The sequence below is a fragment of the Aeromonas sp. LsrichE-8G genome (genome assembly GCF_022869435.1).
GTDB classification, from domain to species: domain Bacteria; phylum Pseudomonadota; class Gammaproteobacteria; order Enterobacterales; family Aeromonadaceae; genus Aeromonas; species Aeromonas caviae.
Genome location: NZ_JALIHH010000139.1, coordinates 1 through 12,624 on the forward strand (window position 1 = coordinate 1; position 12,624 = coordinate 12,624).

The 12,624-nt window shown below is 62.1% G+C and carries 12 protein-coding genes and 1 pseudogene; 8 read left to right on the plus strand and 5 right to left on the minus strand.

Annotated features, from left to right (window positions below; translation table 11 throughout):
• Positions 1 to 223: hypothetical protein (locus tag MUW49_RS17475; RefSeq protein WP_244813021.1), on the minus strand; the 223-nt coding region annotated here is incomplete at its 3' end.
• 367 nt (positions 224 to 590) lie between these two features.
• Between MUW49_RS17475 and leuA the strand changes: the two genes are divergently transcribed.
• From leuA to MUW49_RS17490, 3 genes are all read left to right on the plus strand, one after another.
• Positions 591 to 2,249, plus strand: coding sequence for a 2-isopropylmalate synthase (gene leuA, locus MUW49_RS17480; RefSeq protein WP_042014680.1), 1,659 nt, complete (start codon positions 591 to 593; stop codon positions 2,247 to 2,249).
• Positions 2,250 to 2,493: 244 nt separating this feature from the next.
• Complete coding sequence (locus tag MUW49_RS17485) at positions 2,494 to 3,399, plus strand: GGDEF domain-containing protein (RefSeq protein ID WP_210538713.1); 906 nt, start codon at positions 2,494 to 2,496, stop codon at positions 3,397 to 3,399.
• A 145-nt stretch (positions 3,400 to 3,544) separates the two neighbouring features.
• The gene (locus MUW49_RS17490; RefSeq protein WP_244813022.1) at positions 3,545 to 4,708 is read left to right on the plus strand and encodes a DUF1615 domain-containing protein; all 1,164 of its coding nucleotides are present in this window, start codon (positions 3,545 to 3,547) and stop codon (positions 4,706 to 4,708) included.
• A 69-nt stretch (positions 4,709 to 4,777) separates the two neighbouring features.
• On the opposite strand, the gene MUW49_RS17495 is transcribed toward MUW49_RS17490, so the two are convergent.
• The 3 genes from MUW49_RS17495 to MUW49_RS17505 form a co-directional block, all read right to left on the minus strand.
• The gene (locus MUW49_RS17495; protein WP_244813023.1) at positions 4,778 to 5,635 is read right to left on the minus strand and encodes a nuclease-related domain-containing protein; all 858 of its coding nucleotides are present in this window, start codon (positions 5,633 to 5,635) and stop codon (positions 4,778 to 4,780) included.
• Positions 5,636 to 5,660: 25 nt separating this feature from the next.
• Positions 5,661 to 6,293: a topoisomerase DNA-binding C4 zinc finger domain-containing protein gene (locus MUW49_RS17500; RefSeq protein WP_052816477.1), complete on the minus strand. Its 633-nt coding sequence runs from the start codon at positions 6,291 to 6,293 to the stop codon at positions 5,661 to 5,663.
• Between the two features lie 217 nt (positions 6,294 to 6,510).
• Positions 6,511 to 7,479: an autotransporter domain-containing protein gene (locus MUW49_RS17505; protein ID WP_244813024.1), complete on the minus strand. Its 969-nt coding sequence runs from the start codon at positions 7,477 to 7,479 to the stop codon at positions 6,511 to 6,513.
• Between the two features lie 290 nt (positions 7,480 to 7,769).
• Between MUW49_RS17505 and MUW49_RS17510 the strand changes: the two genes are divergently transcribed.
• From MUW49_RS17510 to MUW49_RS17530, 5 genes are all read left to right on the plus strand, one after another.
• Positions 7,770 to 8,420 (plus strand): DedA family protein, encoded by a 651-nt coding sequence (locus tag MUW49_RS17510; protein ID WP_039040377.1) that lies wholly within the window; start codon positions 7,770 to 7,772, stop codon positions 8,418 to 8,420.
• A gap of 245 nt (positions 8,421 to 8,665) precedes the next feature.
• Positions 8,666 to 9,961 (plus strand): DEAD/DEAH box helicase, encoded by a 1,296-nt coding sequence (locus tag MUW49_RS17515; RefSeq protein ID WP_010675179.1) that lies wholly within the window; start codon positions 8,666 to 8,668, stop codon positions 9,959 to 9,961.
• A 114-nt stretch (positions 9,962 to 10,075) separates the two neighbouring features.
• A complete protein-coding gene (locus tag MUW49_RS17520) occupies positions 10,076 to 10,711 on the plus strand; it encodes a DUF2913 family protein (protein WP_210538642.1) in 636 nt (211 codons plus the stop codon).
• A gap of 254 nt (positions 10,712 to 10,965) precedes the next feature.
• The gene (locus MUW49_RS17525; RefSeq protein WP_041213093.1) at positions 10,966 to 12,006 is read left to right on the plus strand and encodes a M35 family metallo-endopeptidase; all 1,041 of its coding nucleotides are present in this window, start codon (positions 10,966 to 10,968) and stop codon (positions 12,004 to 12,006) included.
• Between the two features lie 44 nt (positions 12,007 to 12,050).
• Positions 12,051 to 12,482, plus strand: a complete 432-nt coding sequence (locus tag MUW49_RS17530) for a hypothetical protein (RefSeq protein ID WP_041213092.1) — start codon at positions 12,051 to 12,053, stop codon at positions 12,480 to 12,482.
• 9 nt (positions 12,483 to 12,491) lie between these two features.
• Here the strand turns inward: MUW49_RS17530 and MUW49_RS17535 are convergent.
• Positions 12,492 to 12,624 (minus strand): annotated as a pseudogene (locus tag MUW49_RS17535) (IS5/IS1182 family transposase); the annotation flags it as partial.

Below are 12,624 nucleotides of genomic sequence, written 5' to 3' on the forward strand. Positions count from 1 at the left end.
ATGACGGTATAACCTGGCCAGAAGGAGGCAATATCAATATGATGCACGGCGACAGCAGGGTGATGGTGGTGGTGTGTTTGGCGACAACCAGTTTACCAGCACCCTGTCTGTCAACTTCCACTTTCCCAGGATCCCGCGAAGAACCTTTTTTATTGCCTGCGCCCTGCCACTTCCGGGGGGGCGCCAGCAAGGAAGATGGGTGAGATGGCGAATAATCCATCATGGGTGGTGATATTCACCCCGTTATTGGGTATTCACTGCATCCATATTGCTTAATTGACATGAAATGGTGCAATCTTCGCAATCTCTCGCCCCCACGACCTCCCTATACTGGGTGCTCATACAAACAAGGTCGTCTGCGCCGACACACCGAAAGGTGGCGTGCGAGAGGATCAGCGCCCGCAGCCCGATCCGGCTGCCGTGGCCGGCCCCGGTGACCGACGGGGGCCGCAGGAAAACCGGTCGCGGGGTTACCGCCGCGCGACTCGTCAGGGACGGTGTTACCGCACCAACCCGCTTCCCCTCCTTGCCCCACCCGCCTGTCGGCCCGGTCGTCCGGCGCCTCGCCCATCCGTCAAGGGAATCTGAATATGAGCTTCGATCATCGCAAATACCGCCGTGCCCCCGTGATCAACCTGGCGGATCGCCAGTGGCCCAACCGGGTACTGGAGCGGGCACCGCTCTGGTGCGCCGTGGACCTGCGCGATGGCAACCAGGCGCTGGTCGAGCCCATGACGGTGGCCCAGAAGCTGCAAATGTGGGCGCTGATGACCCACATCGGTTTCAAGCACATCGAGGTGGGCTTCCCGGCGGCCTCCCAGCCCGACTTCGATTTTGTGCGCGAACTCATCGAGCGCAACCTCATCCCCGATGACGTCACCATCCAGGTGCTGGTGCAGGCGCGCGAAGATCTGATCGCCCGCACCTTCGAGGCCCTCAAGGGGGCGAAGCGGGCCATCGTTCACGTCTACAACTCGGTCAACCCGACCCAGCGCAACTATGTGTTCAACTCAGGCAAGGACGGGGTCAAGGCCATCGCCGTGCAGGGGGCGCGCTGGGTGCGGGAGTATGCGGCCCGCAATCCGGACACCGAGTGGAGTTTCCAGTATTCTCCGGAGAGCTTCAGCAGCACCGAGGTGGAGTTCGCCGTCGAGGTGTGTGACGCCGTCATCGACGAGTGGCGTGCCGCTGCCCGTCCCATGATCCTGAACCTCCCCGCCACGGTGGAGGTGAGCACCCCCAACGTGTTTGCGGATCAGGTGGAGTGGTTCTGCCGACACCTCAAGGCGCGACCCGAGGTGAGCATCTCCATCCACACCCACAACGACAGAGGCTGCGGGGTGGCCGCCGCCGAGCTGGCGGTGCTGGCGGGGGCGGATCGCATCGAGGGCACCCTGCTCGGCAACGGGGAGCGCACCGGCAACATGGACATCGTCACCATGGCCATGAACCTCTACAGCCAGGGGATTGACCCCGAGCTGGACCTGTCTGACATGGATGCCATCGTCGCCACCGTGGGGGCCTGCACCCAGATTGCCCTGCACCCGCGCCACCCCTATGCCGGCGAGCTGGTCTACACGGCGTTTTCCGGCAGCCACCAGGACGCCATCCGCAAGTCTCTCGCGGCAGAAAAACCGGATCACTACTGGGACGTGGCTTACCTGCCCATCGACCCTGCCGATCTTGGTCGCAGCTACGAGGCGGTGATCCGCATCAACAGCCAGTCCGGCAAGGGAGGGGTGACCTATCTGCTGGAACGTGACCTCGGTCTGCAACTGCCGCGCTGGCTGCAAATCGACTTCAGCCGCCGGGTGCAGGCCGAGGCTGAGGCGAGCAGCAGCGAAATCAGCCCGGAGCAGATCCGCACCCTGTTCGAGCAGCACTATCTCGAGCCTGCCCACGGCTATCGCATCGGGCGGTTCCAGCTCGGTCATGACAGTCAGGAGAGCCTGCGCCTGGAGTTGCAGACCCCCCACGGCACCCTGCAACTGTGCGGTGAAGGGGAGGGAGCCATCACCGCCCTGGTCAACGGCTGGCAGCGTCAGACCGGCATGCACATCGATGTGCTGGATTACTCCGAGCATGCGCTCACCGCCGGCACCGAATCCCGCGCCGCCGCCTATGTGCTGCTGAGCGTCGAGGGCACCCGGATGTGTGGCGTCGCCGTCGGTCGCGACGTGGTCAACGCCTCCCTGCAGGCGGTGATCAACGGCGCCGCCCAGCATCAGGCCCTGCGCCAGAGCGCCTGAGGCGGCACTGCCCGCTTGCCGTGAGGGCGAGCAGGGAAGGGCCACCCACCCCGATGTCACGGCAGATCGCGCCGTCCCTGTTGCAACAATCCCCTGACCCATATGGTGAGGGAATTGTTTTTTATGGAAAAATCGGCCCACAATATCAGTGATTTGCCACCAGGAATGCCGTCGGGGTTCGCTGGCGATGGCAGCCAATGGCTGCCATTCGGGATAGAAGACATGCGCGCTTGGAGCCCAAAACATGATGAAGACTCCCCTCAGGTTATCCGTTCACCCCGCCCGGTTCTTCTCGCTTCCTCCCTGCCGTCGTCTCGCGCTGGTGAGCCTGCCCTGTCTGCTGCTGCTGACGGGGATCCTGGCCGGGGTCAGCTTTGATCCCCTGGCGGAGCACAACCTCTATACCGTCGGGGCTCTGGCCGAAGCGCTCAACGTGCTGACCCTGCTGTTCATGTTCTGGGTGGTGCAGTGTGCCCAGATCACCTTGAGAACCTATCTCTCCCTCACCGGCGGGCTGACCCTCTGGCTCGTCTCCGGCGTCATCGATCTGATGGATGAGGCCTATTTCCAGCCCTGGTGGCTCTCCACGGTGGAAGATAGCCTGCGCACGATCGGCATGCTGGCCTCGGCCTGGGGTGTGCTGCTGATGGTGCAGCAGATGTATGGCACCCAGATGCGGCTCTCCTCCCTCGCCATGTCAGACGAGCTGACCGGGCTCTCCAATCGCCGGGCGTTTCGCGCCGTGCTGGAGGCTCACGGAGAGGAGGGGACGCCGTTCCTGCTGCTGGATCTCGATCACTTCAAGCTGATCAACGATCGCTATGGCCACGCCATCGGCGACAATGTACTTCGTGAATTCAGCACCCTGCTGCGCCAGCTCTGCCCATTGGATGGGGTGGTGGCACGCCTTGGGGGAGAGGAGTTTGCCATCTGGCTGCCCGGCATGACGGGCGACAAGGCCCGTGCGCTGGCGGAGCAGATAAGGTGCGCGACCGAAGAGCTGGTCTCAGGTGACGGGGTAAGATTCACCGTGAGCCTTGCCCTGGGTATCAGCCAGAGCGGGGAGGGGGTGGATGCCCTGCTCCAGCGCACCGATCTCGCCCTCTATCAGGCCAAGCACCTGGGACGCAACCGGGTGGAGCTGGCGTGATGACGCCAGGGAATGCCGCAGCCAGCGGGCCAGCCGGTTCATCCGCCTTCATCTTGTCAGACTTGTTCCCTACAATGTCCGCCTCCATGCATTCGAGCCCTCTCATTCGTGATGAGGGGCAGGTCCCGCTCTTCAGGAAGCCTTCATGATCCCCTCTCACTCCTTGTTTCATGCCCATTGGCGCTGGTTGTCACTGCTTACCCTTGCCCTGCTGTCGGGTTGTGCCAGCGAGCCTCCCGCCCCGACCAGCCCGGCGACGCCGGCGGGGCGCCCCATTCCCAAGGCGATGCTGCCGCAAAAACCGGCCGACATGAAGAGCCGTATCGTGCGCTTCCTTCCGCGCAACGTGGTGGACAAGCCGGGCTGGGCCAATGACGTGGTGACGGCGCTCACCACCCAGGGGCTGACGGTGAGCGATCACAACGTCTGCAGCGTGCTGGCGGTGGCGGAGCAGGAGGCGACCTATCAGGCGGACCCCGTGGTGCCCAACCTCAACAAGATTGCCTGGAAGGAGATCAATGCCCGGGCCAGCAAGCTGCTCATCCCCGAGTTCATGGTGCGCACGGCCCTCTCCATCCAATCCCCCACCGGCAAGAGCTATGCCGAGCGCATCGACAAACTTCGCACCGAGCGGGAGATGAGCGAGATCTTCGAAGACATGATAGGCAGCGTCCCCATGGGCAAGCAGCTCTTTGGCAACCTCAACCCGGTGCGCACCGGCGGCCCCATGCAGGTGAGCGTCGCCTTTGCCGAAGCCAACGCCCGTGGCTACCCCTATCCCGTGAAGGAGTCCGTTCGCCACGAGGTGTTCACTCGTCGGGGCGGCATCTGGTTTGGCACCAAACACATCTTCGGCTATCCCGCCGACTACCCGGATACCCTCTATCGCTTCGCCGACTTCAATGCGGGCTGGTACGCGAGCCGCAATGCGGCCTTCCAGGCGGCGGTAAGCCGGGTGAGTGGCAAGCCCCTGGCCCTGGACGGGGATCTCATCCGCTACGACTCGGATTTGCCCGGCAAGACCGAGCTCGCAGTGCACAGCATCGCCAGCCGCGTCAACATGAGCAAGCAGGCCATTCACCAGAGCCTGAAGCTCGGGGACAGCAGCGACTTTGCCAAAAGCGATCTCTACCACAGGGTCTTCGCCCTGGCCGACAAACAGGCCGGGACACGGCAACCCCGCGCCATCTTGCCCGGCATCCAGCTAAAGAGCCCCAAGATCACCCGCAACCTCACCACCGCCTGGTTTGCCAAGCGGGTGGATGAGCGCGAGCAGCGCTGCGTGCAGAAGATGGCAACGATCCGCTGATTTGCTGAAATAACAAAGGCGGCCAATTGGCCGCCTTTGTTTTATGCCTCCGTCGTTCAGCCTTCCCATCTACTTCATCAGCGCTCTGGTCCCCCTGCATGTGGGGAATTCATGGCATCCCCAGAACGGTTTTCCCTTGTTGTCACCTCGACCGGCAGTGCGCAATACCATGGTGCTGCCACATCTGGGGCAGATCGGGGGTGGATTGTCCGGTGGCGATACGCTCTGTGAGGGTGGGTTTGCAACTGATTGCCTGACAGGTTCGCGGGTGGAAACATGGTTGGCGGATGGGTCGGCATGACGAGTCTTGAGCTGGGTGACATGCTGTCTGTGAGTCTGCCAGTTGGCGGCAAGTCGCCCTTGTTGAATGGTGTCGACAACGTGAGCGACCTCGCTCTCGGCCAATACCGGCGTGGTTATACCCTTGACGTAGCGAATGAGCCCGCGGTTCATCACGTTCTGCGGCATAGGGGTCTTGAAGGTGCAGCCGCCGATAAAGAAGATGACGGAGTGAAGCTGGTTGTCTGAGAGCCCCAGCAGGGATTTGAGGGTCATCATGTGCAGGTGGTTCTGATGCAGCGGGTTCTGGAAGCTGTGCTTGCGGCGATAGATCTGCTGGGTCCAGCTTTTCTGGGTCGGGTTGCCGAATATCCAGCCCTTCATGTTCTTGGTCTCAATCACGAATAGCCCGAAGCGAGAGACGATCACGTGATCGATCTGAGTGCTGCCCTGGGGGGTGGGCAGGGTCACGTCCTTGAGCAGGCGATATTCCCGCTTGTCGAGAAATAGCCGAATACAGAGATTGATAAACCACTCCCCGACCATCCCTTTGAACCAGGCCGTTTTGAGCAGGGTGGCAATCAACAGCAGTGGCAGGAGAAACCAGAGCTGAGTCAGCAGCGGCGCTATGGCAGCAGTGATATCCATGTGATTTAGCCTTCACAGATCCCGGTCAGGGATGGGTCTCGATGGGGATGATGCTGCGACACTTGGGGTATTCGGGGCAGCCCCAGAAGCTGTTACCCTTGGTATCTCCCCGTTTGCTGGTCCTCAGTACCATGGTTGTGCCGCATTTTGGACAAACCGGTGCTGTACCTGCATGGGCGGCCACGTTGTCCTGCGGGTCACTGTCGCTTGCGACGCGCTCCAACGTGATGCGCACCTCCTCGCTCACCCGAATAATGCGCTGAGCTTCATCGTAGGCATCGCGGTACAGCTCACTGTCATCCGCCCGCCGGATCAACACCCCCATCTCGTTGTTGTTCACCTGGCTGAATTCGTAGAGGTTCAGGCTGGTGACAATGCACATCTCCTCATTGAGGTAGCACTTGGCATGGAGATTTTTGCAAAAGCTGGTGCGGATATAGGTGAGCTCCTTGAGCCAGCTGATCTCTTCCGGTTGGAGTTCGCTCTTGCCATAGACGATCCGCACATCGATCTTGAGCCGGTTCTTGTCGGTCAGCAGCTCCTTGATCCTGTCATTGAGTTTGAGAAAGGGGCTGATCAGGATTAACCGCTCCTTGGCATCCTTTATCAGCTCTTCGAGGAAATAGTTGGTTGCGCTGGTATTCAGAAATTTGGCCATAACAAGCTCCCTGTCCCTGGAAATGTCATGTGTTCTCTGCTCAACAGTAGGCAGTCAGCCTGACCACAATCCCCGGCGTGGTTCTGCTTCACGTCTTCACCCACCGTCCGTATCCCCATGCTAGGAGATACAGGTGGGACCTCATAGCGGCAATGGAGTCAAATGTGCGTTCAGTCAGAGATTTGGTGATGGGGACGGTTCATGTCGCCTTGCTGCGCTAAAAACTCATCGCCAGTCCGATGGAGTAGCCGCTGGTACTGTTGCTGAACATATAGCGGGCCACCAGCCGGGTGCGGGTGATGAAGATGTCGTACTTGCTGCTGTCGAGTTCGAGGCCAAGTCCCAGGGAGTTGAGGCTGTTGAAACCGTGCAGCCCCCGTTGCTGCCCCAGGTATTCGGTTCTGGCTCCTTCCAGCACGTAGCGAAGGGGCCTGTCCAGCAGGGTCCAGTCCCACAGGGGGGCGCGGCGGCGCAGGTAAAGCCCGAGGTTTTCCGCATCGGCCTGACCGCTGACGCTCTCGGCGGTGCCGGTGAAGCTTTGCAGATGCTGGTAGGAGTAGCGCAGTTCGGCATCGATGTCCTGGGCGGCGGAGAAGAGTTCATAGTCCAGCATCAATGAGCCGCCGAGGCCGTAGACATTGAGGGTGCCGCCGTCGAGGAAGTCCAGATTCTTGCCGCTCCTGTGCTCGAGCAGGGCGGCCCCGATGCGAAGGTCGCTGGCCACCGTGCCCAGGGTGACATTGGCGATGGGCCGCAGCACCAGATTGCCACCAAAGCGATCCCGGTGGACGCCGACATCCCAGCCGATGCCGCCGGTGGCGCTCAGGCTGTTCCATTTGGTGGGAATGGTGCGGGTCTCGTTGCCATCGGTGAACACGAACTGGGGATCGTAGCGGCTGTAGCCCAGGGTGCCCTCCAGATAGAGGGGAACATCCTCGCTCAGGGTAGCGCCACCCCCGAGCTGGGTGATGGTGAGGGCAGAGGTGTCGTTGGTGCCGCTGCCGATATTCAGGTTGCTGGCGGTGATATCCGGCACCACGGCGTAGCTCATGAGGGAGACGACGGCGTTGGCGCGCTGTTGCACCAGGCTCTCGTCGCTGGCACGGGCCTTTGTCACAAGACCGGCAGAGACGCCGGCAATAACCGCCAGCAAGGAAAGTGTGTGAGAAGAGAGCTGTCTTGCCATACCTGGCTCCATGAGTACCCCGTCCATCGGGGCATGTTCACACTGTAACGGGTTTCATCTGGCTTGGCAGCCTGGCAAGGGCTGGCCCGTCCTGTTTTGGGCGTGCGCATTGGGCCGCGAGAAGGGTGAACCGCTGGGCAGAAATCACAGACATTAATTTATTGTTCAGTTCCCCGGGTGTATAAGAGGCCTCCCATACGAACATTGGGGTGGTAGCAGGGATGGATTACCAGACGGGGCCTTCGGGTCATCATGACGAATGCGCATTACGTTGATGGGAGTCACACCAGATGCAGGACATGCTGCTTGCCATATGGCATCAGGATTTTGATCAGCTTATACAAATGCAGGCAATCGGTCTGCTCGTCACCTGTCTGGTGGTGATCCTCTTCCTTGAATCGAGCTTCGTCTTTCTGCCCCTGCCCGGTGACAGCCTGGTGCTGCTGGCGGGCGGTCTGGTGGGCATGGGGGTGCTGGGGCCCGAGGTGACCTTGCTCTATCTGCCGCTCGCAGCCGGGATAGGGAGCGTGCTCGCCTACTGGCAGGGGCAGGCACTGCATGGCACCCGTTTCATGGGCCATGTGGAGCGAATGATCCCGGAAGGGAGCCTGCCCAGGGCCTCCCGACTGCTGGATCGTTACGGCTTCTGGGCCATGTTCGTCTCCCGTTTCATCCCCTTCGTGAGAGTGTTGACTCCCATGTTGATGGGAGTCTCCCGCCTGCACCTGCTGCGGGTGGCCGTGGCGAGTTTTGCCAGCGCCTTCCTCTGGTCCCTGGTGCTGAGCATGGCCGGCAAGATGGTGATGGCGACCCCGGTCTTTGCCCATCATCAGGAGCTGCTGACCAAGTGCCTGCTTGTCACCTCTTTCGGGCTGTTCGTCATCGCGGTGGCGGCCATCGGCATGCGGCTGCTCAAGCGTCCGAGCAAGCGGGTGCGCTGATCTCACTGCCCGGGCTGCGCCTGCTGCCGCGTCTGGCGGGCGCAGCCCCCGGAAAAATACAGGCCATTTGAGGCGGCATTCCTGTCGCCTATCTGTTACACTTCGCGCCCGCCATTTTCCGGCTCATCTTCTGATCTGATGTCAGACCCAGCCGTCCTTGGCTCCACGCCTCGCCGATGCCAGGCCACACGCCGGCCCAGGCCACCCACGCCAACTACAGCTCCGCTGGAACACAGGAACCCAACATGAGATTTGAATCGTTCGATTTTGCCCCCGAGATTTTGCGCGCCATCTCAGATTGCGGTTATCAGGAGATGACCCCTGTGCAGAGCCAGGCCATCCCGGCCATTCGCCGTGGCCGCGATGTGCTGGCCAGTGCCCAGACCGGTACCGGCAAGACAGCCGCCTTTGCGTTGCCCATCCTGCAACGCCTGGTAGACAACCCGGCGCCGGTGCAGCCTTCCAATGCCCGCGTGCTGATCCTGACCCCGACCCGCGAGCTGGCGGCCCAGGTGGCGAGCAATATCAACGATTTCGCCAAGTATCTTGATATTACTACCCTCACCATCGTGGGTGGCGGCAAACAGGATGTGCAGGCCAAGAAGCTCAAAGCGGGCGCACACATCATAGTGGCCACCCCTGGCCGTCTGCTCGAGCACCTCACCGCCTGCAACCTGAGCCTCTCCGGGGTCGAGACTCTGGTGCTGGACGAGGCGGATCGCATCCTCGACATGGGCTTTAGCGCCGATGTGCAGCAGATCCTGCAGGCGGTCAACAAGACCCGCCAGAACCTGCTCTTCTCCGCCACCTTCTCCGAGGCGGTAAAAAAGCTGGCCAACCTCATGCTGGACAAACCCCAGGTGGTGGCCGTCGACAAGCAGAACTCTACTGCCGACACCGTGAGCCACACCGTTTATCCGGTGGAACAGAAGCGCAAACGCGAGCTGCTCTCCGAGCTTATCGGCAAGCAGAACTGGCAGCAGGTGCTGGTGTTTGCCAGCACCCGCGAGAGCTGCGATGAACTGGTGGAGGAGCTCAACCTCGACGGCATCAAGTCTGCCGTGGTGCACGGTGACAAGGCCCAGGGGAGCCGTCGCCGTGCCTTGCGTGAATTCACCGAAGGCAAGCTGCGGGTGCTGGTGGCCACCGAGGTGGCCGCCCGCGGCCTGGACATTCCGAGCCTGGAATACGTGGTCAACTATGATCTGCCGTTCCTCGCGGAAGATTACGTGCACCGTATCGGCCGAACCGGTCGCGCTGGCAAGAGCGGCATGGCCATCTCCTTCGTCAGTCGCGAGGAGGAGCGCACCCTGCTGGAGATCGAGGCCCTCATCGGCCAGAAGATCCGCCGCATCATGGTGCCGGGTTACGAGGTGAGCAGCCGTGACGACCTCATCAAGCAGTTGCAGGAGCGCCGCCGCTTCGGCAAGCGCCCGCAGCGTGAAGACAATGCCGCCGCCCAGGCCATGGCTGAGGCGAAACTGCAAGGTCAGCGCCTCAAGCGTCTGGCGGCGGCCAAGAAGCCCCGTCAGCCGAAATAAGGCAACGTCGCACCCTCCCGGTCGGGGAGGGGCGTTTACTCTCCAAAGGCGCCACTGGCGCCTTTGTGCTGTCGATGACGCGGCCCCTGGCCGCCCCGTTTCAGAGGATCCGAGATGACCCTTCCTGCTTACAATCAGGCCCTGCTCGAGATGGCCCGCCAGAGCCTGGCGGAGCTGGAGCGCACCGCTGCCCAGAAGACGGGCAAACGCACCCCCGCCCAGGAGAGCCACTTTCTCTGTACCTGGATGGCGGATTCTCTCAAGGAGAAACGCTTCTCCCGGCTGGTGATGGAGGATCTCAAGGCCTGGGTGCAACTGGGGCGGACGCTGGGGGCGGGGGCCGATCTCAAGGGGCTGCTTGAGCGGGTGCAGCGCCAGTATGAGCGTGCCATGTATGAGCCGGTACAGCTGGGGGCGCGCCTGGCCGATCTGCTTTTGGCGCTGGAGGGGGCGGGCTGGCTGGTGTTCACCGACAGCGAACTGCACACCCGGCAGCGGCTGCTGAGCCAGGGGCAATCCAGTCTGATCATCTCGGCCAGCGAGTATCAGGGCCATATCGAGGGAGGTGAGCTGGTCAAGCCCCTCACCCTCTATGTGCGCGGGGACGAGCAGGTACTGGCCGAGGCGGCATTTGCCCGGGGCCTGCTGCTGAGCCAGGGCAACAAGAAAACCACCCTGGTCAAGCACCACAAGGCCTATCGGCTGATGCCGGGCAACGCGCAGCCGGCCCTGGCGCTGCTGGCCTCCTGACCCCACCTTCTCATCCCGTCACCCGGCCCTGCGCCGGGTTTTTTTATGGCAAATACGCCACACGGGGTTGCCTGCACGCCCAGGGCCGGGCGGGCAATCTTTGTCGCAGCCAAGAGGCTCCCCCTCTGATGGGGGGCGTCCCCCATATGGAGGGATGGTGGGGTGGTGCTTCTGCTCTAGGGTGGATGGGCCCCAAAGAGGGCCTTAAAGGAAGCAGGCCGCCTGACAAGGCGACACTCAATGAATGAGGAAACATGATGAAAGCGACTCCAATTGCCCTGTTGCTGGCCGGCGTGCTGGCGTCCCCGCTCTGCGCCGCCGGACTCGATGCCCGGCTCACCCTGGTGGAGGGCAGCACAGACGATGTGCGCGTCAACCTGACCCTGACCAACACCGGGGAGAAGCCGGTTCGTCTGCTCAAATGGCAACTGCCGGGCAGCGAGGATGCTCCCCTGTTCCAGGTGGAGCGTGACGGCCAGCCGGTGGATTACGAAGGGGCCCTGATCAAGCGGGCCGCCCCGAGTGACAAGGACTACCAACTGCTCAAGGCGGGCCAGAGCCTGACAGTGCAGGCGGAGGTCTCCGGTCTCTACGACATGAGTGCCCAGGGCCAGTACAGCATCCGTTATCTGCTGCCGACCGTGGCACAGGAGGGGAAAGCGGCCAAGGCCAAACAGGCCCAGGCGAGCGAGTCCAATGCCGTGACCCTCTGGGTGGACGGGGTGAGCGACGAGCGGGTGCTGGCCAAGGCGGCGGTGGCCGAGCCCCAGGCGGTGAGCGCCTCGGTCAGCTTCAGCGGCCGTTGCACCAACACCCAGAAGAGCGACATCCTGGCGGCGCTCGATGCCGCGAGTGGCATCGCCAACAACTCCAGCAGCTACCTCGCGGTGGACAAGCCGAATGGGCAGCGCTACCGCAGCTGGTTTGGCGCCTATGACGCCACCCGCTGGAACCAGGCCGAGACCAACTTCAGCAAGATCAAGGATGCCATCGACAACAAGCCGCTCACCTTCGACTGCGGTTGCAAGCAGAGTTACTTTGCCTATGTCTATCCGGACCAGCCCTACAAGGTCTATCTGTGCAAGAGCTTCTGGACTGCGCCGGTCACCGGGACCGATTCCCGCGCCGGCACCATTGTCCACGAGCTGAGCCACTTCAACGTGGTGGCGGGCACCGACGATCTGGGATACGGTCAGGCCAATGCGCGCAATCTGGCGAGCACGGATCCCCAGAAGGCCCTGAACAACGCCGACAACCACGAATATTTCGCCGAGAATACCCCGAGCGAAAATTGAGTTGCAAACAGGGGCCGGATGGCCCCTTTTTTGACGGAGGCACCATGATGACACTCTTGCTCACCACCCTGGCACTGGCGCCCTTGCAGTGCGAGCTGTCGGTCAGCGCTGAGAGCGGGGTGAACGAACCCCTGCCCCTGGTGATGACCCTGACCAACCGGGGGGAGACGCCCCTCGAGGTATTGACCTGGTTCACCCCCTTCGAGGGGTGGTTTGCCGATGCCATCGACCTGACCCGCGATGGGCAGCCGCTGGACTATCGAGGGCCGCTTGCCAAGCGAGGTACCCCCGGGGACGGCGACTTCCTGCACCTGGGGGCGGGGGAGCAGAGCCAGGCCGATGCGGACCTGGCGCAGGCCTACGATCTGTCCCAACCGGGCCGCTACCGGCTCAGCTATCGTGCCCAGCCCCTGACGCTCACCAAGGGCGTGGCGCCCAGCTGCCCCGCCATCGACTTTACCCGGGTGGCCCCCTAGGCTGTGTTCTCAAAATGCTGGTTTTCTGTCCACACATAACTCGCGCAAGTAGCGAAGGCAGAAAGCCAGTTTGATAAAGGCTGCAAAACTCTTGGCTAGCTTTTCATATCTCGTTGAAAACCGGCGAAACTTCTTCAACCAA

Coding starts and splice junctions, on each gene's coding strand:
- MUW49_RS17530 (WP_041213092.1), top strand. CDS start 12,051: ATGATGACACTCTTGCTCACCACCCTGGCACTGGCGCCCTTGCAGTGC.
- MUW49_RS17515 (WP_010675179.1), top strand. CDS start 8,666: ATGAGATTTGAATCGTTCGATTTTGCCCCCGAGATTTTGCGCGCCATC.
- MUW49_RS17495 (WP_244813023.1), bottom strand. CDS start 5,635: ATGGATATCACTGCTGCCATAGCGCCGCTGCTGACTCAGCTCTGGTTT.
- leuA (WP_042014680.1), top strand. CDS start 591: ATGAGCTTCGATCATCGCAAATACCGCCGTGCCCCCGTGATCAACCTG.
- MUW49_RS17520 (WP_210538642.1), top strand. CDS start 10,076: ATGACCCTTCCTGCTTACAATCAGGCCCTGCTCGAGATGGCCCGCCAG.
- MUW49_RS17485 (WP_210538713.1), top strand. CDS start 2,494: ATGATGAAGACTCCCCTCAGGTTATCCGTTCACCCCGCCCGGTTCTTC.
- MUW49_RS17500 (WP_052816477.1), bottom strand. CDS start 6,293: ATGGCCAAATTTCTGAATACCAGCGCAACCAACTATTTCCTCGAAGAG.
- MUW49_RS17525 (WP_041213093.1), top strand. CDS start 10,966: ATGATGAAAGCGACTCCAATTGCCCTGTTGCTGGCCGGCGTGCTGGCG.
- MUW49_RS17490 (WP_244813022.1), top strand. CDS start 3,545: ATGATCCCCTCTCACTCCTTGTTTCATGCCCATTGGCGCTGGTTGTCA.
- MUW49_RS17510 (WP_039040377.1), top strand. CDS start 7,770: ATGCAGGACATGCTGCTTGCCATATGGCATCAGGATTTTGATCAGCTT.
- MUW49_RS17505 (WP_244813024.1), bottom strand. CDS start 7,479: ATGGCAAGACAGCTCTCTTCTCACACACTTTCCTTGCTGGCGGTTATT.